General features: G+C 52.5%; 21 protein-coding genes and 1 riboswitch. Of the genes, 9 read left to right on the top strand and 12 right to left on the bottom strand.

The features are described from left to right. Window positions 1-32 precede the first annotated feature (32 nt). Window positions 33-956: a nucleoside hydrolase gene (locus tag H6F67_RS07690; protein ID WP_190764983.1), complete on the top strand. Its 924-nt coding sequence runs from the start codon at window positions 33-35 to the stop codon at window positions 954-956. A 3-nt stretch (window positions 957-959) separates the two neighbouring features. Here H6F67_RS07690 and H6F67_RS07695 read toward each other — a convergent pair whose 3' ends face one another. After that, complete coding sequence (locus H6F67_RS07695) at window positions 960-1,763, bottom strand: SH3 domain-containing protein (protein WP_190764985.1); 804 nt, start codon at window positions 1,761-1,763, stop codon at window positions 960-962. 403 nt (window positions 1,764-2,166) lie between these two features. Here H6F67_RS07695 and H6F67_RS07700 point away from each other — a divergent pair, with 403 nt between their 5' ends. Further along, window positions 2,167-3,687: a DUF3370 domain-containing protein gene (locus H6F67_RS07700; protein ID WP_190764987.1), complete on the top strand. Its 1,521-nt coding sequence runs from the start codon at window positions 2,167-2,169 to the stop codon at window positions 3,685-3,687. A gap of 80 nt (window positions 3,688-3,767) precedes the next feature. Here the strand turns inward: H6F67_RS07700 and H6F67_RS07705 are convergent, their stop codons facing one another. From H6F67_RS07705 to H6F67_RS07745, 9 genes are all read right to left on the bottom strand, one after another. After that, window positions 3,768-4,145: a DUF760 domain-containing protein gene (locus H6F67_RS07705; protein WP_190764989.1), complete on the bottom strand. Its 378-nt coding sequence runs from the start codon at window positions 4,143-4,145 to the stop codon at window positions 3,768-3,770. Between the two features lie 205 nt (window positions 4,146-4,350). Further along, entirely contained in the window at window positions 4,351-4,788 is a 438-nt protein-coding gene (locus tag H6F67_RS07710; RefSeq protein ID WP_190764991.1) for a peroxiredoxin, read from the bottom strand. A gap of 34 nt (window positions 4,789-4,822) precedes the next feature. Beyond that, entirely contained in the window at window positions 4,823-5,596 is a 774-nt protein-coding gene (locus H6F67_RS07715) for an ABC transporter ATP-binding protein (RefSeq protein WP_190764993.1), read from the bottom strand. A gap of 164 nt (window positions 5,597-5,760) precedes the next feature. Beyond that, entirely contained in the window at window positions 5,761-6,606 is an 846-nt protein-coding gene (locus H6F67_RS07720) for an ABC transporter permease (RefSeq protein ID WP_190764995.1), read from the bottom strand. Window positions 6,607-6,615: 9 nt separating this feature from the next. Next, window positions 6,616-7,641 (bottom strand): ABC transporter substrate-binding protein, encoded by a 1,026-nt coding sequence (locus tag H6F67_RS07725; RefSeq protein WP_190764997.1) that lies wholly within the window; start codon window positions 7,639-7,641, stop codon window positions 6,616-6,618. 57 nt (window positions 7,642-7,698) lie between these two features. After that, on the bottom strand, window positions 7,699-8,406 hold the full coding sequence (hypB, locus tag H6F67_RS07730) for a hydrogenase nickel incorporation protein HypB (RefSeq protein WP_190764999.1): 708 nt from the start codon (window positions 8,404-8,406) through the stop codon (window positions 7,699-7,701). A gap of 37 nt (window positions 8,407-8,443) precedes the next feature. Then, window positions 8,444-9,910 carry a WD40 repeat domain-containing protein gene (locus tag H6F67_RS07735; RefSeq protein ID WP_190765001.1) on the bottom strand — a complete coding sequence of 489 codons (1,467 nt, stop codon included), beginning with the start codon at window positions 9,908-9,910 and terminating at the stop codon, window positions 8,444-8,446. A 2-nt stretch (window positions 9,911-9,912) separates the two neighbouring features. Then, window positions 9,913-10,287, bottom strand: a complete 375-nt coding sequence (gene hypA, locus H6F67_RS07740) for a hydrogenase maturation nickel metallochaperone HypA (protein WP_190765003.1) — start codon at window positions 10,285-10,287, stop codon at window positions 9,913-9,915. 3 nt (window positions 10,288-10,290) lie between these two features. After that, window positions 10,291-11,481, bottom strand: a complete 1,191-nt coding sequence (locus H6F67_RS07745; RefSeq protein ID WP_190765005.1) for an agmatinase family protein — start codon at window positions 11,479-11,481, stop codon at window positions 10,291-10,293. An 87-nt stretch (window positions 11,482-11,568) separates the two neighbouring features. Continuing rightward, a riboswitch (guanidine-I (ykkC/yxkD leader) is annotated at window positions 11,569-11,668 on the bottom strand. A 318-nt stretch (window positions 11,669-11,986) separates the two neighbouring features. On the opposite strand from H6F67_RS07745, the gene H6F67_RS07750 reads away from it, so the two are divergent. The 6 genes from H6F67_RS07750 (at window position 11,987) to H6F67_RS07775 (ending at window position 16,128) form a co-directional block, all read left to right on the top strand. Beyond that, window positions 11,987-12,376, top strand: coding sequence for an Npun_F0494 family protein (locus tag H6F67_RS07750; RefSeq protein ID WP_242020553.1), 390 nt, complete (start codon window positions 11,987-11,989; stop codon window positions 12,374-12,376). Between the two features lie 33 nt (window positions 12,377-12,409). Continuing rightward, the gene (cobQ, locus tag H6F67_RS07755) at window positions 12,410-13,927 is read left to right on the top strand and encodes a cobyric acid synthase CobQ (RefSeq protein ID WP_190765009.1); all 1,518 of its coding nucleotides are present in this window, start codon (window positions 12,410-12,412) and stop codon (window positions 13,925-13,927) included. A gap of 357 nt (window positions 13,928-14,284) precedes the next feature. Beyond that, window positions 14,285-14,524, top strand: coding sequence for a 2Fe-2S iron-sulfur cluster binding domain-containing protein (locus tag H6F67_RS07760; protein ID WP_190765011.1), 240 nt, complete (start codon window positions 14,285-14,287; stop codon window positions 14,522-14,524). Window positions 14,525-14,529: 5 nt separating this feature from the next. Continuing rightward, window positions 14,530-15,051 (top strand): 2-amino-4-hydroxy-6-hydroxymethyldihydropteridine diphosphokinase, encoded by a 522-nt coding sequence (gene folK / locus H6F67_RS07765; RefSeq protein WP_199304297.1) that lies wholly within the window; start codon window positions 14,530-14,532, stop codon window positions 15,049-15,051. Window positions 15,052-15,055: 4 nt separating this feature from the next. Beyond that, on the top strand, window positions 15,056-15,604 hold the full coding sequence (locus H6F67_RS07770) for an NUDIX hydrolase (protein WP_190765013.1): 549 nt from the start codon (window positions 15,056-15,058) through the stop codon (window positions 15,602-15,604). Then, on the top strand, window positions 15,601-16,128 hold the full coding sequence (locus H6F67_RS07775) for a GNAT family N-acetyltransferase (RefSeq protein ID WP_190765015.1): 528 nt from the start codon (window positions 15,601-15,603) through the stop codon (window positions 16,126-16,128). The genes H6F67_RS07770 and H6F67_RS07775 overlap by 4 nt, the downstream gene beginning before the upstream one ends. 16 nt (window positions 16,129-16,144) lie before the next feature. Here H6F67_RS07775 and H6F67_RS07780 read toward each other — a convergent pair whose 3' ends face one another. Then, window positions 16,145-17,755 (bottom strand): radical SAM protein, encoded by a 1,611-nt coding sequence (locus H6F67_RS07780; protein WP_190765017.1) that lies wholly within the window; start codon window positions 17,753-17,755, stop codon window positions 16,145-16,147. A gap of 133 nt (window positions 17,756-17,888) precedes the next feature. Between H6F67_RS07780 and H6F67_RS07785 the strand changes: the two genes are divergently transcribed. Next, window positions 17,889-18,671 (top strand): hypothetical protein, encoded by a 783-nt coding sequence (locus H6F67_RS07785; protein ID WP_190765019.1) that lies wholly within the window; start codon window positions 17,889-17,891, stop codon window positions 18,669-18,671. Window positions 18,672-18,680: 9 nt separating this feature from the next. Here H6F67_RS07785 and gorA read toward each other — a convergent pair whose 3' ends face one another. After that, window positions 18,681-20,027, bottom strand: coding sequence for a glutathione-disulfide reductase (gene gorA / locus H6F67_RS07790; RefSeq protein WP_190765021.1), 1,347 nt, complete (start codon window positions 20,025-20,027; stop codon window positions 18,681-18,683). Between the last annotated feature and the right edge of the window lie 42 nt (window positions 20,028-20,069).

Genomic DNA, 20,069 nt, shown 5'->3' on the forward strand with positions numbered 1-20,069 from the left:
CTATGTTGATTGGCTGAAAATGGAGCACAGCCATGTCAAAACTTTTGATCTTGATGGATCACGATGGCGCGGTGGATGACTACCTTGCGGTGTTGCTGTTGACCACGATGGATCACGTCGAGATATTAGGGATCACGGTGACGCCTGCCGACTGCTACATTGAACCTGCGATCGGCATCACGCGCAAAATTCTCGATCTGGTTGGACAGACGCAAATCCCCGTTGCAGAAAGCCGAGTGCGCGGCATCAATCCGTTTCCACAGCTTTATCGCCGCGATTCGCTTGTGATCGACTGCTTTCCAATTTTGAACGAGCCAGATCAAATCACCACGCCGCTGCTGGAAGCATCGGGACAGGAGTTGATGGTGCGCGTTTTGAGGGAGGCGATCGAACCTGTCACGCTGCTGATGACTGGTCCCTTGACGACGCTGGCGGTTGCGCTCGACATGGCTCCCGACATCGAAGCGAAAGTTAAGGAACTCGTTTGGATGGGCGGAGCGCTGAACGTTCCGGGCAACATCGCGATCGACCTGGAAGCGGGGCAGGACGGTACGGCGGAATGGAATGCCTACTGGGATGCCGAAGCGATCGATCGCGTTTGGAGAACTGGAATTTCGATCGTCATGTGCCCGCTCGATATCACCAACAACGTTCCCGTCACGCCCAACTTTATTCGCAAGCTGGCAAAACAGCGACGCTATCCACTGTCTGACTTGGCCGGACAGTGCTACTCGCTGGTGATTCCGCAAGACTATTATTTTTGGGATGTGCTGGCAACTTCGTATCTCGCGCATCCCGAATTTTTTCAACTGCGCGAATGGGAAACGGAAATTATTACCAAAGGCCGCGCTCAGGGTCGCACGAAAGTTGCGGCGGGTGGACGTAAAGTTTTAGCGTTAGACACTGTGGATGTCGATCGATTTTACGCCTACATTTTGCAGCAGTGGGCACGTTGAAAACTAATCGCCTCCGGGCATATCGAGAAGCTGCCACTGACCATCGACTTTGCCAAAAACTGCACGGGTTCCAAGCGGAAAATAAGCATAGCGATTCGAGACATATCCAGATTTGTCATCTGGCAAAATTACGGGCGTCCAGCCTTCGGGCATTTCAAAAAGCGCCATTCGTTCTTCTTCTGAAAGATTTTCCAGTGTGGCGCGATCGAGTTCCACAATTTCATTTGAGAGCGTATTGATTACGGCGCTATTGCTGTCCGCCTGCTCGTGAACATTAACATTTTCGCCCACAACAATCACACGGCTCATTTCATAAGAAACGCCTTCTGCATCTTTTGGTGGGGGATACTGTCGATAGAATTCACTAGTTGTATTTGGGCAGGTATAAACCAAAGTATTTTCATCAACCGTTGGGTAGTCCTGCGGTACTGAAACGTCGCAGCCGATCGCGATCGCATGTTCTAATAAACTCCACACCGTTTTGCCCACGCCCGTATCAATGTCATCGAATGCCTCTCTTGAAATTGGCGCTCCAAAGCCCAAAGCAACTCCTTGATCTGGAATCAACGCTTTCACAAATTCGACATCCCGATCGCGAACTGCTTGCCGCAAACGCGATCGAAACGCATCAAATTCACTGCCCGGTTCAACGCGATCGGGCAGTGAAATCCGCTGGCGGGGAAACTGATTGTCTGGAGAAGCAATTGGCTGAGGTGTTTCACTAGGCGACTGCGGCGATCGCACACAAGCCAAATTGATTGTTGAAAGAGCAACAATTACCAGCGCTGCAAAATAGTATTTCTTCATGACAAGCCTCACTGCCAAAAACGAGCAATTCACTTCAGTGAATGACGACAAGAAGCAATAGGCAGTTTCCCTAGCGGATTTCATATCGAACAAATGCCCGAAGGGAACAGATCCTCGTGGGAACGCAGCAATGCCATGCCTCAACCGTTTATGCATCTGACTTGTGTTCTCAGGCAAGCGGTATCAAAACGAGCGACGATCGCCGCTTGAGTGACATACTTGGTGCGGTGCAATGACTCAACATTGGTGCAATTATTTGTGCAAAAGTGTCCTGATGGCGTTGCCTGGTTGCGGATCATGCTGGCAATGGTATGGTAAAGGACGGCACATCCGGTTGAAGCCGTGATTCACCCGCCAAACTTCGATCGCTCCTGTCCACTTTGATGTTGATGCGCTTGTCCTGATGTCGCTGCTGTCGCTGTTCTCGATCGCTCAAATTACCCTTCCGATTCCAATTCCGGTTACGCCACCGCCCGCTCCGGCACCGCCACCTGCCCGCGTTCAACGACAAATCGTGCAGCCTCAGCAGGTGCGACCGCTCCCCGGTGGGCTAGACAACATTCCGGTCGTCAACAGCAACAGTCCCGAACTTGTGCTAAACGAAGGAATTTTGCTGTCCACCTTTCCGCCGGACGGAATGCTGGTTCCCAATGCACACCTGAACTATCCACTGTCGGGACGGTTCGACTTTTTTGCTCATCACATCGCCAGAGGTCGCACGCCCGACGATAGCCGTCCGCTGTATCAAGGTGTGATTGTCTACAATCCCGGTCAGCGAACGGTGAATCTCGATGTTTTGCAGGGCGCAAGCTATCTGAGCCAGGAAGCACCGTTCAATAATTTGCCAGCCTATGTCGCCAATCCGCTTGGTACGGTTTTTGCGGGACCGGGAAGTCGCGTCATGGATGACTTGCTGCGCGGCGAACGCCAAAGCTCGTTTCCAGCCAGAATTGTGATTCCACCCCGTCGAGCGCAACTGCTGATGAACGCGCCGATTCCGCTGCGGCGATCGCTGCCCAACGTTACGCTTGCCCCGCCCGAAGCGCTGACGCCTCCGGGTGTGACGCCTGCACCGATTACCGGGCCACTGCCCCTAAATGGGCGATCGACGCTTTTACACCTCAACAGCAGCGGCCCCGTCTATGTGGCAAGCTTGGCGCTGTTCGGTCAACCTGTGCCGAGTCTAAATCCGCTCAATCCCATTCCAACCTTTCGCGCTCCCACACCCCAAGAATGGGTGACGCTGCTCAATCGTGGCGGTTTGGCTGGCCCTCGCGACATCGCACCGACGCCGCCCGATCGCATTAATGCCCGCCCTTTCTATTACGGTCGCGTGGCTGGTGTGTCTCAGGGGTCGCAGTGGGTAGCACGGCTGACCGATGAACCGAATGGCGATCGCCTCAGCATTCCCGCAGCGGGACAAGCGTTTTCTTATGCGCTCAGCACCCTGGATAATGGCACGCTGGGCACAAGGCAAATTCAAAGCGCTCCAATGCTAGCTCGCTATCCGGATACGGCATTTCGGGCGCACGGCAACTACGGCACGCTGTATGACCTGACGATGCCGCTCCATAACAATACGAATGCGGTACAGAATGTCGTGGTGATGTTTCAAACGCCGCTCAAAGAAGACACGCTGACATCCGGCGGATTGCGCTTTCTCGATCCGCCTGCCGATCAAATTTTCTTTCGCGGCACGATTCGCATTCGCTATACCGACGACTTTGGCATTCCAGAAACACGGTACCTGCATTTGATCCAGCGACGCGGACAAGCCGGACAGCCCTTGATTCGCCTCAGAATGCCTGCGGGCGATCGCCGCTTGGTGCAGGTGCAGTTCCTCTACCCGCCCGATTCCACACCGCCGCAGGTGTTGACCGTGCAAACAATTCCGCAGGCCACACCGCTTTTACCACCACGATAGGCGTGTTTAAAAGTGTTGAGGACTGAGGGCTGAGTTCATCATGAAAGCTCAGCCCTCAGTCCTGATGCGTGAGTGAAGCACTAAAAGGAAGCGTCATCGCTATCTTCAGATCGATCGGCTTCACGATAGAGCGAGAGCGATCCCGCCATGTTGTCTTCTAGCTCCATCCGCTGCTCCATCCGCCGCAGAAAATACCCGGTCATCATGGCGGAGGCCAACAACCCTGCAAGATTTTCGCGATCGGTTGTGATCTGCACGTTAAAGGCTTCGTTGGGCAGCACGCCCACCAAACCCTGAACGTTTTGCGAAATGATCTGCTTAATCTCTGGGCTGACCGATTTGGCAACCCGCGCCAAAACTTCAGGGGATTGGTGCTGGAGATATTTCAGCAACGGGTTGGGCTGGTCGTCCTCGGCATTGCCACTAAAGAACTGGGCATTGTCTGGATTGAAGACCATAAGAAAGATAAAGAAATTGTTGACAGAGTTTGATCTATTGTGGCATCTCTCGCCGCAAATGTGCCTAGTAGTCTTGCGGTAGAAATCGCCGTAATTGGAGGTCGGCTGAAAGCAGCGAAAGGCAGTTGAGTGGCGCGATCGCCCCGCTTAAAAAAATTCCCCCAATCGGGGGAGAATCGACCAATCTCTTCAAAATTGCACCACTCTAGCGTGCGAGTTCTGCCAAGAGTTCGCTGGCGTGGGTGTCGGTTTTGATGTTTTCGTAGACTTTGACGATCGTGCCGTCTGGGTCAATCACATAGGTGACGCGCTTGGCATAGCCGCCGCCATCGACATCGTAAGCTTTGGCGATCGCGCCGTCCGTGTCAGCCAGGAGGGGAAAGGGCAAGCTGTATTTTTCAGTGAAAGCTTGGTGAGAAGCTTCGTCGTCGCGGCTGATGCCAAAGATTTTGATTTCTTGGCCGAGGTAGTCATCGTAGTGGTCGCGAAAGCCGCAAGCCTGCTTGGTGCATCCGGGCGTGTCGTCTTTGGGGTAGAAATACAAGATCACCACTTGGCCTGCTTGGTCAGAAAGTTTGACCGTGTTGCCGTTCGTGTCTTTGACGGTGAAATCAGGAGCGGTTGTGCCAACTGAAAGCGCCATTGCAAAAATTTCCTTGAATTCGCCGTGATCGATCCTAGCGTGGCGTGACGGGTTCCGCTTCGCCTCGCAGCAGCGACATAATTTCCTCGCGGCAATCTTGAAAGGCCGAATTGCGCTTGAAGGTGTAGGTGCGATCGATCGGCCAGTCCAAATTCACTTCGCGCTGCACTCTGCCGGGATGCGCGGTCAAAACATAAATTCGCTGCGCCAGAAAAACCGCTTCCTCAACATCATGCGTAATCATCAAAATCGACGTTTGCGTCCGCCGCCACAGATCGAGCATAAATTCCTGCATCGTTTCTTTTGTCTGCACATCCAGCGCTCCAAACGGCTCGTCCATCAGCAAAATTTTGGGACGCGAGGCGAGGGCACGGGCGATCGCGACGCGCTGCTTCATCCCGCCTGACAGTTCTTTTGGTAGGGACTGCGCGAATTTTGTCAGACCAACGACATCAAGATAGTAAGCGACGGTTTGCTGACGCTCTTGCGGACTAATGCCGCGCAGCTTGAGGCCAAAGCCGACATTTTGCGCCACGCTCATCCAGGGATAGAGCGTGTAGTTTTGAAAGACCATGCCGCGATCGGCTCCTGGTCCCGTAACGCGCATTCCATCTACCAAGATTTCACCGGATGTCGGCGTTTCCAGCCCAGCTACGAGGCGCAATAGAGTCGATTTTCCGGAACCGGACGCGCCGACCGCACACACGAATTCACCCGTTTCGACATGCAAACTGATGTCTTCGAGGGCGACGATCGAACGGGGACGCGCCGCAAACGACTTGTAGAGATGATTGACTTCGAGGTGCATTTTGAATGTTGAAAGTGAGCTAGGGTGAGTTTTAAGCTAAGATCCTCCCCAACCCTCCTTGTCAAGGAGGGAGCCAAACCACCCCTCAAAGTCCCCCTTGTTATGGGGATTTAGGGGGATCAACCAACGGCCATGCGATTCACCAGAAGGGTTTAAAGCACACCCTAGCGTGCCCAGCGGCAGGTGAGGCGCAGGAGCAGGCGAAAGAACAAATCGATCGCCAACCCAATCAGCCCAATCACAATCAATCCCACAAAAATTTCATCCGTCTTCAAAAACCGCTGGGCGACGCTAATGCGCTTCCCCAACCCTTCCGTCGCCGCCACCAGTTCCGCCACAATCACCAGGTTCCACGAAGCCGCCATATTTACCCGAAAGGCATCGATAATGCTCGGCACAATATAGGGCAAAATCACCTGTAAGACGACCTGCGATCGACTGCCGCCCAAGGTGTAGGTCGCCTCGATCAAATCCTTGGGGACGAACTTGACCGCATCCATGATCATCAGCGTGTTGAAAAACAGCGTGCCGATGAAAATCAGCAGAATTTTCGGTTCTTCGCCCAGGCCAAAGTAGAGAATCAAAAGCGGAATGAAGGCAGGAGCAGGCATGTAGCGCAGGATGCCGATGATCGGTTCCAGCAGGGATCGCACGCTCGCAAACGTTCCCATCAACATGCCCAATGGCACGGAAATCACAGCGGCCAGCAAAAAGCCACTCAGAACGCGAAACAAGCTGAAGCCAATATCAACGGGCAAAGTACCATCCGTCCACATTCGCCCCAGCGCACCAAAAACAGCGGCAGGAGTCGGTAAAAACATCGGCTGCACGATGCCCGACTGCGCGATCGCCCACCACAAAATCAGCGGCACGGCGATCGACAGCACCATTAAGATCAACGCAACCCGACGGGGAATGTCGTCTGCGATTCGCCAAAAGACAGTTGGCGGCAACATTCGGGGGCGATCGTCACTCAGCTTGGAATCGATCGGGTCTAATGTTTGGCTCATGGTTTCCACCTAGGCGGGATTGGCGGCGGCGTAGGCTTTGATGAAGCGATCGTCAAACAAACGGCTGTAGTCGGGCGGTTGCTGAGCAAGACCCGCTTCCACAAGGAAGTCGCTGATCGAACTAGCGGCATATTGCAGCGAGGTCATATCGTTTCCGGGCTGCATCGCCTTGAGGTTTTCCTCGATGTGAAAAATTTTGGTTCCGGCTTCGTATTCTTTGTAGTCTTCAACCGAAACGGCGGCGCGTTTTGCCATGATTTCCAAAGATCGATCGCGATTTTCCTCGATGTGATCGATCGTGTTGAACCAGGTGTTGACGATCGCCTGCACGTCATCGGGACGCTCATCAACGAGCTTGCGCTGCACAACCAGGTGATCGGAAATTGCCCCCGGAAAATCCTTGGAGCTAAACAGTTCTTTGCTGCCTGGACGTTCTAGTGCTTTTGTTGTGAACGGGGCAAACACGCCAACCGCATCCACCTGACCCGCGACAAATGCCGCTGCTGCCGCTCCGGTTTCAAGCGGCTGAAATTCAATATCAGCCTGAGTCATTCCCGCTTTCTCTAATCCCAGTAAGAGCAGGAAATGATCGACCGTGCCTTCTTCTGCCGCAACTTTTTTGCCCCACAGATCTTCAACGCTGTTGATTTCTTCTGCCGCAATAATTTTGTCATTTCCAGTTGAGTTGTCGTTCGTTAGCACAACCACCAGATCAGCGCCAGCAGAAATGGAACTGAGTGTATCGTTGAGCGTTTGACTGTTGCCGTCAAGCTGTCTCGCTGTAAGGGCGTTAATTGAGTCGAGGTAGCCGTCAAACCACTTCATCTCAACGTTGACGTTGTTTTTAGCAAACAAGCCTTCCTCGGTTGCCACCTGCCAGGGAAACCATCCCGGCCACGCGCTAAACCCGATCGAAATCGGCGCACCACCCACAGAAGCCGCACCACCAGTAGGCGCAGTTTGAGCGCAGCCAACGCTAACAAATAAGCTCAGGAGAAATACGGCTCCGAGCAACGGCCAACGACGGAGTTTCATGAAGTTCTAATGGTGAGGAAAATTAATGCGATCTGCTTGACTTTAATAAAGGCGCAATTACTGAGATGAAGCAGTAGCGATCGCAACAGAATTCCGCTGACGTAGATTCGATCGCACCCAGTCAAACCATTGATCCAATCCTTCGCCCGTCTTGGCTGAAACCGGAATGATCGTGACGTGTGGATTCATCTGGCGAACGTTGGCGGCAATTCGATCGATCTCGACATCCAAATACGGCGCAAGGTCAGTTTTGGTAATTAACAAACAGTCCGCCGCCTGAAACATGACCGGATATTTCAGCGGTTTATCTTCACCTTCCGTCACGCTGAGCAAAGCAACTTTCGCATGTTCCCCGACTTCAAACTCTGCCGGACACACGAGATTGCCCACGTTTTCAACCAGCATCAGATCAAACTTATTTGGGTTGTAATTCTGTTCAAACTGGTGAATGCCGCCTGCGACCATTTTGGAATCGAGATGGCACGATCGACCCGTGTTAATCGCGATGACGGGAACGCCATACTGTCGGAGGCGATCGGCATCCAATTCAGTCGTCATGTCGCCTTCGATCACGGCGATTTGCAGTTCGGAACTGAGGGCAGCAAGAGTGCGTTCCAGCAAAACGGTTTTTCCGGCTCCCGGACTGCTCATGATGTTGAGGCAGGTGATTCCCCATTCGTCAAAGTGAGCGCGATTGTGGTCTGCGCCTTGCTGGTTAGCGTGGAGCAGGTTGATTTCGAGAGCGGCGTCAAAAGTTTGGTGCATAGGAGTCGATCGAAATAGAAGTGGACAAATCGTTTGGTTAGGGGCTACACCATTCCGTGTTGTTGTACGGACAACCCTCAACGTATTCTGGCGAAGGGGGGACGGTAACGGGTGTGTCGATATCGGGACGATCCAGATTCAATGGGCGATACCCTTCGGGGAGCGCTTCGCGATCGGGCATCGGCAGTTCGTCGCGACTGAGGACATATCGGTAGTAGCCACGCTGTTCCACTCGCTTGATCCGGCGGCGCAATTCGTCAACGGCGATCGTCAATCCATATTCCGCCGCCCGCTGAAGAATGTTTCGCACCGTGCCTTCTTCGGTGTAGCCCGCCATCTGAAAGCGCGGATCAAAATGCTGCCGTCGGTTCGTCAGCCAAAACAGCCGATCGAAATCGCTCATCGTCGATTCAGATAGCAGAACTGCTCGACGGTTGCGATGCACATAGATTTTGCTGTTGCTCACAACGAGGCTGTAGCTGTCGGGGCTAAGGGCGATCGGTTGAAAATAGGGCGTGTCTTTATCCACCACGCCCAACAGCTCCCCGGTGGCAAGACTGCGAATTTTGACAAATCCGCAATTGAGGACAACCACTTGTCCATCCGCACTCACCACCAAACTCGAGATTGAATTTTTCTCTTCAAACTGATGCAGCAGTTCTCCCGTTTGCACCTGCCAGACTTGCACCTGATGAGCAGTGCAAGTCACAATCGTCTGACTGTCTGGCATAAACGCCATTCTGCTACCGGGCAGCGATCGTAACCAGTTGCCTTGCGTATCCCAAAGCGACACCGATACACCGCTGCAAGTGGCGATCGCAGATCCATCTGGCGCGATCGCCACTTCTTGAGCCATCTGCTTGAAATGCGCCTGCACGGTATTCGTGGTCAAATTCCAAAGATCGACTCCTGCTTCTACCAAGTTGCCGCCGACTAACAGCAGTTGTCCGGCAGCATCGATCGCCATCGATCGCATATGTTTGATGCCTTGCAGGGTGCGAACCGACTCGCCCGTTGTCAAACTGCGCTGTTCGATCGTGCCGTTTGCGGTGGCGATCCAGATCGTCTGACCGTCGGGGTGGATGGCGATCGCACCCAACGTTTTCGAGGCAACGTAGGGATTTTTGCTGAAGCCGAAACTGCCGTCTCCGGGCAAGCTGCCAACCAGTTCTCCAGATTTCAAATTCCAAACTTGAATTGTGCCGTGAAAATCCACAACGACTAATTCTTGGCTATCGGGCGCGATCGCAAAAAGATTGTCGTTCCCAGCAGTTCTGCCTTCCACCTGAAATTGGGGACGGAGCGCATGGTAGGGTGCGTCCCACAATCGCGCAAATTGAATGCTAGGTTCTGGACGATCACTGAGCAGATGATAAGCCGCTGTCTGAATGGCAACATTCGGATGATGAAGCGACTGCACGACCAGATCTAAGCCTGCCTCCCCTAGCTGTAGTGCTTGGGTGAGCAGTTGAGTTGCTTGTGAAGATTCAGCCAGTGATGCCATACTTAACTGCACGTTGAGGACGAGTCTAATCTGGCACACTCGACGCGATCGATCTTCAACTCCCGTCCCGATCGAATATCCTCCATCGGTGCATGGCAGGTCGGGCACGCATATTGAATGCCAATTTCCGGACGATACTCTTGCTGGCAGGTGTGGCAAAAGGCGATTAAGGGCGTTTCGGAAATCACGAGTTCTGCGCCTTCCAGGAATGTGCCGCGAGTTTGTACTTCAAAGGCGAATTGCAGGCTGACAGGTTCGACGCAGGTGAACTGGCCGATCGTCAGGTGGACGCGATCGATCTGTGGGCGATCGGGCTGCTCGTTCCACCAGTTGCGGACGGTGACGATCAGCGCTTTGGTCATGTCGGTTTCGTGCATGGCTCACGTCCAAGCTGCGTCAACGTTCATGTTTGCTTCGGCGTGAATGTAGGCGGGCTTTTCACGGCGCGGCAATTGACCGGACAGCACCAAATTCGCCATCGTGTCGCAAACGAGCCGCGTTGCCATCAAAGCGGTGATGTCGCTGATGTCGTAGGGCGGGGAAACTTCGACAATTTCCAGTCCGCAAACCGGAGCGCGACGAATGATTTTTGCCAGCAGTGCCAAAGCCTCGCGAGGCAAAAGTCCGCCGGGTTCTGGCCAGCCTGTGCCGGGGACAAATCCCGCGTCGATGCAGTCGATGTCGAAGCTGATGTAGACGCAATCGGTTCCGTCTAGAGCGCGATCGAGGGCGAAATCAACGGCGGCATCGATGCCGCGCTCCACGATGTCCGTGACTGTCAGAATGTTGGTTTCGCGTTCGCGGCAAACCTTGACGCCATCGCGAGGAACCTGCCAGCCACCGATGCCAAGCTGGACAAGATTTTTGGCGGGTGCGTTCGCCATGTTGGTGGCATGGAACCAGGGGCAGGTGTGCATCCGCTCGTCAAGGTCGGTTTCCTGTGTGTCGGCGTGGCGATCGAAGTGAATAATTCCGACTTTCTTATCGCCCAGATGCCGACACACGCCGCGCACAGTTGGAAATCCGATCGAATGATCGCCACCCAAAATAATCGGAAATGCGCCAGAACTGAAGATATGCGCGATGCCTTTTGAGATTTGGTCGAACGACTTCTCGTTGTTGGCGGGAATCGTGAAGATGTCGCCCACGTCGCACAGGGTAATCTGTTCGCGCAAGTCGATTCCCAGCTCGAAGTTGTAGGGTGTGTAGAGCGCGGAAATCCGGCGAATTCCCTGTGGCCCAAAGCGCGTTCCGGGTCGGTAGGTCGTACCGGAATCGTGCGGAACGCCGACGATCGCCACATCGTACTCACCCACCCGCCGCACATCTTCTAGATACGGCGCTTTGAGAAACGTGTTGATTCCGGCAAAGTGCGGCAGTTCGCCCCGCGAAAAGGTGGGGATGCGGCGGTCTTTGATGCTGTGAGCGCCTTCTAAGCCGTATTCGAGTCCTTTGGCGACTTCCTGCTGCCATCCGGTGAACGGCAAGCGGGCTTCGGCTTCAACGGCGCGTTGGGCTTCCGATCGCCCGTCGTTGCCGTCTGGACTTTGGAATAAAGGAGTTTCTGTCATAAATCTCGCTCGTTTTAGGTGTCTATGCTTGGGGGCTGACTCCTAAACCAAACGCAAGAGATCAGCCACAGCCATTGCGACTGCTGCATCTCCCGGGCTTTTGTCCCGCCGTGTAGCTGGCTTGTCACCAGCTTCGCTTCTCTTGGACCAGTCGATCGCCAGATCCGGAACCCTAGAAGCTAAAGTTCTTCAGTTTTTCGGTGTTCTCCCGGTGGGGAATTGCCAATAGTTAATGAAATATCAGCGAACCAGCAGAGGAATTGTGTAGGACGCTACGAAATCTTGAATTTCAGTAGTGCCGCGATTGCACTGTAATTTGTCAATCTGTAATCTCTCGATCGGGCGAAATTTCCTGAGAAACGCCTAAGATAGACGAGAAGAGATAAAGGCTTCATCATTTCTTTGCATTTGTTCGATGCCAACCGTAAATCTACGGAAGCGATCGAACCAGTGCGCCACTCCAGAAACGTGAACTTCTCTTGATCAATTCATGAACTTTGCCTCGATGCAATCGATCTCTTATCCGCGCCGCACGATCGAACGGGCAGAACGCGCCGTTCGCTGTACGCCATTTTTGCTGCCGCTGTTTGATACGATGCGCTACCAAAGCGTTGACCTGCGGTCGATCGCCGGAAGTGCCGGAGTTGCCAATCGCTATACCCGCCGTCCCATTGCAGAACTAGCGGCGGAAGTCGATTTGCTGTGGCTGATCGAAGTGGGACTGTTGCGGCGCGAAGTGGATGGGCAAGGCTTGACCGACAGCTTTCGGCTGACGCCCTTGGGTCGGCAACTGGTAGAGAAGTGGCAGCACGGCGGCTGGACAAAACCAAGCTTGATCGATCGCTTGCTGAACCTGCTAAATCGCTGGGTTCGCCTACCAAGCTGGCTGCAATAAACATCGATGCCTGAGCAAGAGGGGAGATTTCAAATGAAAGCAATCATGGTGGTGGGCACAACATCCAACGCAGGTAAATCGCTGCTGACAGCGGCGATTTGCCGAATTTTAAGCCGCCGCAGTTGGCGCGTTGCCCCGTTCAAAGGGCAAAACATGGCGCTCAACGCCTATGTGACCGGAAACGGTGGTGAAATCGGTCACGCGCAGGCAGTGCAGGCTTGGGCGGCAGGGGTCGCGCCGAAAGTTGAAATGAATCCGATTTTGCTCAAGCCGCAGGGCGACGCAACTTCGCAAGTCATTCTCAAAGGTCGTCCGATCGGGCGGATCAACGCTGCCGATTACTACGAGCAGTTTTTTGACACGGGCTGGCAGGCGATCGAAGAATCGCTCAGCCGACTCAGCGAAGAATTTGATCTGCTGGTTTGCGAGGGCGCAGGCAGTCCGGCAGAAATCAACCTCAAGCATCGCGACCTCACCAACATGCGCGTCGCCAAACACCTCAACGCTCCGACCATTTTGGTGGTGGATATCGATCGCGGCGGCGCATTTGCTCATGTTGTCGGCACGCTGGAACTGCTTGATCCAGACGAGCGCGATTTGGTGAAAGGCGTGGTGATCAACAAGTTTCGGGGGCAGCGATCGCTCCTGCAACCGGGAATCGACTGGCTGCAAGAGCGCACAGGAATTCCGGTCATCGGTGTGATTCCCTATCTCGATCAGTCCTTTCCCGCTGAAGATTCGCTGGCGTTGCTTGACCGACAAACCAGCAGCACGACAAAGGATTTGACGATCGCCGTCATCCGTCTGCCCCGCATTTCCAACTTCACGGATTTCGACCCGCTCGAAGCGGAGCCAACCGTCAACGTCCGCTATGTCGGCCCCAAAGATTCGCTCGGCTATCCGGACGCGGTGATTATTCCCGGATCAAAAACGACGATCGCAGATTTGATCGCCCTTCAGCGGACAGGACTGGCGGAAGCGATTCAAAACTATGCGACCGCAGGCGGCACGGTTTTGGGCATCTGCGGCGGCTATCAGATCATGGGCAAAATGCTGGCCGATCCGGAAGGCATCGAAGGGCAAGAAGGCCGCTATCGCGGCTTGAGCCTGCTGCCCCTACGGACGGTGATCACCGGACAGAAAATTGCGCGTCAGCGCTTGGTTAGCTCGAATTTTCCGCAGGCAGGGTTGCCCGTGTCGGGCTACGAAATTCATCAGGGACGCAGCCATCTAGAGCCGAGCGATGCAGAAGGTGGCATTGCCTACCGACCGATGTTCGACGATCAAAATTTGGGCGTTGTGGATGTCACGCAGTCGATTTGGGGAACGTATCTGCACGGCATTTTTGATAACGGTCCTTGGCGGCGAGCTTGGCTGAATCGGCTGAGGCAGCAGCGCGGTTTGAAGTCGTTGCCGACCGGAATTTCTAACTATCGCGATCAGCGCGAAGCAATGCTAGAAGCTTTGGCCGATGCGATCGATCCGCATCTCGACCTGACGCCGATTATGAAAGCGATCGATGCCGCACAAACCAGCGAAGCAAAAAAATAAGCGCACTGGTCAATTCCAAATGCGCTTACTATCCCTAACCCTTTCGGTGCAACGTACCGATCTGTCTGAAGAAACAACAGTTGCTGATGCACAGGCGGCTTGACTTGGAATTTCAAGCAAGGCTCGATCGAACCGCTTGAATTCAAGAAAAGCCTAAGTTTTTCTACCTATTGCCTGAGCGTAAAATATTACTCATTGGCTGCTGTTTGTTCAAAATCTTACCATTCTTGAAAACGCGATCGCGCTTCGTTCTGATCAACTTTTTGGTGTCAAAATGATTGAGCGATCGACCTTTTTGGCGATCAAACTTTTATTTCGCAGCCGCGAACAAATTCCAGAAGTTTTTAGAATTGAGTTATGAGTGTTCACATTCACTTTTTGCCGGATGACGTTTCGATCGAAGCCGAAGTCGGGGAACCGCTGTTGCGCGTTGCCAGTCGTGCCGGACTGACTATTCCCACTGGATGCCTGATGGGGTCTTGCCACGCTTGCGAAGTCGAAATCAACGAAGGTGAATTGATCTGCGCCTGCATTTCTGCCGTTCCTGCCGGACAAGCGCAGTTGACGATTAATCTATTTGTTGACCCTACCTGGTAGAACGCTTGAGCATTTTTGTTTCCGCCACTCCCGTCGCGATCGCCATTGGCAGCAACTTAGGAGATTCAAAGGCGATCGTAGACGCGGCGATCGAGCGACTGGCAAGAACGCCAAAGATTCGCCTCGACGCTTATTCTCATCAATATCAAACGGTTGCCGTTGGCCCACCACAGCCGGACTATATCAACGCCTGCGCCCTGCTGACCACGACGCTTGAGCCGCTGGAACTTTTGCAAACGCTGCTGACGATCGAAGCGCAATTTGGTCGCATCCGCCGCGAACGCTGGGGCGCTCGATCGCTCGACCTCGACTTGTTGCTGTATGGCGACGTGATCCTTGACCTGCCGCAACTGCAAATTCCCCATCCCCGCATGATCGATCGCGCCTTTGTCCTCGTCCCGCTTGCAGAAATCGCTCCGGACTGGATCGAACCCGTCTCCGGGCAATCGATCGCTACCCTTGCCCAAGCAGTAGACTGTTCTGGCGTTCACCTCGCGCAGCCCCAACCCCTCACCCCGAATTCTTAACTCTATGCCTACAGGCTCCGAACCGCCCCAACTCCTCAAGCAGCGCTTGTTCTATCAAGGCCGCAAGTTCAACTTTGAAGTCAATCGGCTGCGCTTGCCGAATCGATCGGAAGGCGAATGGGAATGCGTTCGGCATCCGGGCGGCGCACTGGCCGTACCCGTCACGCCTGAGGGCAAACTCGTGTTGGTGCGGCAATATCGCTTTGCTGCTCAGGGCAGACTGCTCGAATTTCCCGCAGGCACGATCGAAAAACACGAAGACCCCGAAACCACCATTCGCCGCGAAATCGAAGAAGAAACCGGATATCGCGCTCAAACCTGGCAGAAATTAGGCGAATTCTTTCTGGCTCCAGGCTACTCGGATGAAATTATCTACGCCTACCTTGCCACCGATTTAGAAAAGCTTGAAGCGCCACCCAATCAAGATGATGACGAAGATCTTGAACCGATTTTGATGACACCAGAAGAACTCGAAAAAGCGATCGCCCAAGGTGAATCGATCGATGCCAAATCAATCTGTAGTTTCTTCCTCGCCCGCCCCTTTCTAAAATGATTGTTGCTGAAACGTCCCGATTAATTTTGCGCCACTTTCAGCCAGACGATGCTGAAGATCTGCAAGCCGTTTTTGGCGATGCGGAGGTGATGCGATTTTCAACGACGGGTGCATTTAACCTTGATCAAATTCGAGCATGGCTGGATCGCGCCCCGATTGCTTACGAGAAAAATGGCTATGGCCTCAATGCCGTAATCGAAAAAACGAGCAATCAGTTAATTGGCCTATGCGGACTGCTCGTTTGGGAAGATTTAGACGGTCAGCACGAAGATGAAATTGGCTATCGATTTGCTCGTGCTTGGTGGGGCAAAGGATTGGCAACTGAAGCCGCCTGCGCCACACGAGATTTTGGCTTCGGGCAGTTAGGACGGAATCGACTAATCAGCATTATTGAGCCGGAAAATGTGCGATCGATTCGTGTTGCTCAGCGAGTCGGAATGCAATACGAACGATCGACAAAATTTAAGAATTTGGATGTGGGAATTTACGCGATGAATCGATCGAGTTGGGAGAATTTGAGGTGAGCAATTTCGTCTTTTTCTATAGAAGAACCGCTTGCGCCGATTCCCGATGTTTAACTAAAGTTGCAGCGGGCAACGCGCCTTGAATGTGGCTCCAGGGCAGAACGCGATCGATTTTCCAGTCATCATGCACGTAGAATTCGATCGGCGGCAACTGTCCCCGCAGTTCCTTGAAAGCGCGGCGATAGCTGCCTAAAGTATCTCCGTAGTGGCGCACTAATTCGAGTAGTTTGGCAATGCGGCGATCGCCTCGTGAAATCAAAGCTTGAATCACCGACCAGCTATAGCTTTCGGGGCGAAAATCAATGCCGTGTGGACGCAATTGCTTCTGCAAAGATTTCAACCGCTTTTCCGCTTCCAAATTCACGCCATACCACTGAAATGGCGTATGCGCCTTGGGAACGAACGTGCTGCATCCTAATGTTAACCGCAGTCCCGGCGCGGCTTTTTTGACATCACGCATCATTGCGACTGTGCGATCGAGATCGTCAGAAGTTTCTCCAGGCAAGCCCACCATGCCGTAAAGTTTTAGCGCTTTGAGTCCGCCTGCTTTGGCGTTGATTGCCGCCTGAATAATTTCGTCATTCGTTAGCTTTTTGTTAATCGATTCGCGCAGGCGATCGCTTCCCGTTTCGACGGCGATCGTAATCGAATTCGTGTCATGTTTGACCAGCGTTTTCGTAAGTTTCGGCGTCACAGTATTCGTGCGAACCGAGGCAAGACTGAGGCGAACATCATCAAACTGTGGCTGATTGAGATAGTCCAAAAGCGCATCAAATTCTGGATGCTGCGTAACGGATGCACCCAACAAACCGAGGCGATTGGTGACAGCAAGGCCGCGATCGATCGCTGGAATTAATGATTCTTCCAAACTCGCCGTCCGAAACGGTAGCGTCAAATAGCTCGCCAAACAAAAGCGGCACATCTCCGGGCAGCTTCGCACAACCTCGACCATGTAAATATTTTCCCAGGCCGCTTTTTCCGTCACAACGGTTGAAGCAGACAGCACATTTCCGCGATAGGTTTGCTTCATCACCTGAGTTGGAATGTCTGGACGAACGGGAGCGATCGATCGGATTTCGCCATCCGCTCCTTCGTATATCACCTCATACAAACTGGGAACATAAACGCCCGGAACTTGTGCGAGATGTCGAAGCTGTTCAGCGCGATCGACAAAGCGAACCTGTCCGTAAGCTGCAATCAATTCACCCAGTAAATTTTCACCATCACCAAGCAGAATGACATCAAAAAAATCGGCAAACGGCTCAGGATTTGCAGTCAAAACCGGACCGCCGCCAAACACAATTGGATGTGCCTCAGTGCGATCGCGACTGGCGATCGGAATGTCGTTCGACTCCAGCAAATTCAAGACATTGACGTAATCGAGTTCCCAAGACAGCGAAAAGCCAAACAGTTCCGGTTCAGTCGGCAGCGGTTCATGCAAATCGGTAAACAGGCGACTCACCTGCACATCCGATCGCATTGCCAACGTCGCCCAAACAATTTGATAGCCCAAGCTAGTAATGCCGACGCTGTATTCATTTGGAAACGCAAAAATCACCGGAATTGCATCCGGCGCGGCAACAGCAGGCGTAAACAAAAGCTGCTCAGCAGCGAAAACAGAAGACACAGGCGATCGCAAAACACTATCTTCAGGCTAACACTTGGCCGAGAAATTCGTCCGACATCAGGATTTCAAAGCGCCTGCTGTGAAGAGTAAATGAGACGATGGTGAAATCGGTCTGAAATTGAGCCAAACAAAAATGCAAAACTATCCGAGAGACCACTTCGAGCATTTTATTGAAATCACAAATTATTTTACTGGTTTAGAGGCGACCTTTTTCTATTACAGTCCAGGTCTTCGTGATTTGTATGTGGGTGTACAGAGCGAATCTAAATATTTTCTGATAAAGTGCACAGGAGTTAAGTACGCTCAAACCTCGGCAAGCTGGACGTTCAATAACCTCAGCGTCAGCTATGTAGAAGGTATTAATGGAGAATATAAAATTTCTGACCGAGATTGCTTCGAGGTAATGTGTAGAACTGCTTTTGTTATTGAACTGTTTAATTATCAAGAGGTCATTGGAATTGAATCGCTTCTTAAGAAGATGTTGATTACTTCTCATCTAGATTCCGCCAGCAGGAAAAAACTGAGTGAAGTAAGCCTGCTCGATGACATTCCTTTGCTGGCAAATGGAACGGTTTACCCTTTCCGTTACGATCGAGGGAAGGGCATGTTTTTTCTGGAAGTGATTACGATTCTCAAGCGAAGATTTTTCTTGGCCTGTTACGACTGCAAATTTCTGAAATTTCCTCAATTCGTTCCTGTCGAGCAACTTCGGTTAATTAGAGAAGCTGGAAGCTTATTGCTTGTTCAAGAAGCGCATGAATTCTTGCTCAAGTTCGCTTCGATCGAGCTATACAGTGACTCCGAGTTCTGGAGCTACGACCTTGAGCGCTTTAAGCAATTTAGCGATCGAGAAATGTTCATTGGAAAGTCAATTCTTTCTGTCGATGAGTTTCAAGCTTCACGTTTACTGGAATAGAAGCGATCGCTACAGCGCGTAAATTTCTTCAGCCTCAGTTGGATGAATCCCGATCGTCTGCTGCAACTGTTCATGAGTCACGCCTAACTTAATCGCAGCCGTCAAGGTTTGAATAATTTCGGCAGCGCGATCGCCCACCATGTGAGCGCCCAAAACTTTGTCAGAATGGCGATCGACAATCAGCTTAATTTGTGCCGTTTCATCGGCAGCAAGGGCGTGAAATAGCGGTTCAAATGAAGTACGATAACACTCGATCGCATCGCCAAACTTTTCGCGAGCGGCGTCTTCCGTCATGCCGATCGAAGCGGCTTCGGGACGGGCACAAATTGCAAATGGAACCATGTTGTAATCGACGGTTTGTCGTTTGCCAAACATTGTGTCGATCGCGGCTTTTCCTTCCGCTTTGGCGACCGGAGTTAGCTGCAATCGATCGGTGCAGTCGCCAACTGCAAAGATATTGGATTGAGAAGTGCGGCTGAGAGCATCAACTGCGATCGCGCCTTCTTTCACTTCCACGCCAGCCGATTCTAAGCCAAGATTTTCAAGATTGGGTTGGCGACCGATCGCGCACAAAACAAGGTCAGCGGTTATTGTTTTAGATCCGTCGTTGCCATCGATCGACAGGCGAATCGCATTGCCATCTTTTTCTAATCCTTTGACTTTTGATCCGGTGATGAACTGAACACCGCGATCGCTCATGCCCTGCTGTACTGCGATTTGAATATCGAAATCAAAGCCATCTAGAATGCGATCGTTTGCTTCAATGATCGTGACTTCACAGTTTAAATTGCGAAGAACACTACCAAACTCAACGCCAATATAGCCACCGCCCATAATTGCAATGTGGCGAGGCAATTTTTCCAGATCAAACATTTGATCGGAGATTAACGCGAGTTCAATGCCAGGAATTTTGGGGCGGGTGGGTTTGCCGCCAACGGCAATCAGAATTTTGTCAGTTGTGACCTGTCGATCGCTCAACTTCACCGTATGCGAATCGACGAGCGTGGCGCGATCGACAAAAATTTCAATTCCGTTTTTCTTCAGGTTTTCGAGCGAAGATTGACTCAATTTCTGCAAATATTCGCGCATTGCTTTCGAGAAATTTTGCCAGTCAAAATCTGCTTGACATTCGCTCCAGCCATAGCGTTTGGCAGCGGCAAAATGACGGGGAAAATCTGAAGCATAAACCATCAATCGCTTCGCGATACAGCCGCGATTAACGCAGGTTCCGCCAAAATCTTTTGATTCTGCAATTGCTACTTTCGCGCCGTAAGCCGCCGCTCGTTTCGCCGCTGCAACGCCACCGGAGCCGCCACCAATGATGAAGAGATCGTAGTCAAATTGTGCGCTGGTCATCGCTCTAGCTGTGAATTGGACATACAGCAACAGGGGCGTAGC

It is taken from the genome of Microcoleus sp. FACHB-1515 (assembly GCF_014696105.1).
Lineage (GTDB): Bacteria > Cyanobacteriota > Cyanobacteriia > Elainellales > Elainellaceae > JAAUTJ01.

Excerpts from the sequence above, each read along its gene's own strand:
- H6F67_RS07690 (WP_190764983.1), top strand. The coding sequence starts at position 33 with ATGTCAAAACTTTTGATCTTGATGGATCACGATGGCGCGGTGGATGAC.
- H6F67_RS07695 (WP_190764985.1), bottom strand. The coding sequence starts at position 1,763 with ATGAAGAAATACTATTTTGCAGCGCTGGTAATTGTTGCTCTTTCAACA.
- H6F67_RS07700 (WP_190764987.1), top strand. The coding sequence starts at position 2,167 with ATGTCGCTGCTGTCGCTGTTCTCGATCGCTCAAATTACCCTTCCGATT.
- H6F67_RS07705 (WP_190764989.1), bottom strand. The coding sequence starts at position 4,145 with ATGGTCTTCAATCCAGACAATGCCCAGTTCTTTAGTGGCAATGCCGAG.
- H6F67_RS07710 (WP_190764991.1), bottom strand. The coding sequence starts at position 4,788 with ATGGCGCTTTCAGTTGGCACAACCGCTCCTGATTTCACCGTCAAAGAC.
- H6F67_RS07715 (WP_190764993.1), bottom strand. The coding sequence starts at position 5,596 with ATGCACCTCGAAGTCAATCATCTCTACAAGTCGTTTGCGGCGCGTCCC.
- H6F67_RS07720 (WP_190764995.1), bottom strand. The coding sequence starts at position 6,606 with ATGAGCCAAACATTAGACCCGATCGATTCCAAGCTGAGTGACGATCGC.
- H6F67_RS07725 (WP_190764997.1), bottom strand. The coding sequence starts at position 7,641 with ATGAAACTCCGTCGTTGGCCGTTGCTCGGAGCCGTATTTCTCCTGAGC.
- hypB (WP_190764999.1), bottom strand. The coding sequence starts at position 8,406 with ATGCACCAAACTTTTGACGCCGCTCTCGAAATCAACCTGCTCCACGCT.
- H6F67_RS07735 (WP_190765001.1), bottom strand. The coding sequence starts at position 9,910 with ATGGCATCACTGGCTGAATCTTCACAAGCAACTCAACTGCTCACCCAA.
- hypA (WP_190765003.1), bottom strand. The coding sequence starts at position 10,287 with ATGCACGAAACCGACATGACCAAAGCGCTGATCGTCACCGTCCGCAAC.
- H6F67_RS07745 (WP_190765005.1), bottom strand. The coding sequence starts at position 11,481 with ATGACAGAAACTCCTTTATTCCAAAGTCCAGACGGCAACGACGGGCGA.
- H6F67_RS07750 (WP_242020553.1), top strand. The coding sequence starts at position 11,987 with ATGCAATCGATCTCTTATCCGCGCCGCACGATCGAACGGGCAGAACGC.
- cobQ (WP_190765009.1), top strand. The coding sequence starts at position 12,410 with ATGAAAGCAATCATGGTGGTGGGCACAACATCCAACGCAGGTAAATCG.
- H6F67_RS07760 (WP_190765011.1), top strand. The coding sequence starts at position 14,285 with ATGAGTGTTCACATTCACTTTTTGCCGGATGACGTTTCGATCGAAGCC.
- H6F67_RS07770 (WP_190765013.1), top strand. The coding sequence starts at position 15,056 with ATGCCTACAGGCTCCGAACCGCCCCAACTCCTCAAGCAGCGCTTGTTC.
- H6F67_RS07775 (WP_190765015.1), top strand. The coding sequence starts at position 15,601 with ATGATTGTTGCTGAAACGTCCCGATTAATTTTGCGCCACTTTCAGCCA.
- H6F67_RS07785 (WP_190765019.1), top strand. The coding sequence starts at position 17,889 with ATGCAAAACTATCCGAGAGACCACTTCGAGCATTTTATTGAAATCACA.
- gorA (WP_190765021.1), bottom strand. The coding sequence starts at position 20,027 with ATGACCAGCGCACAATTTGACTACGATCTCTTCATCATTGGTGGCGGC.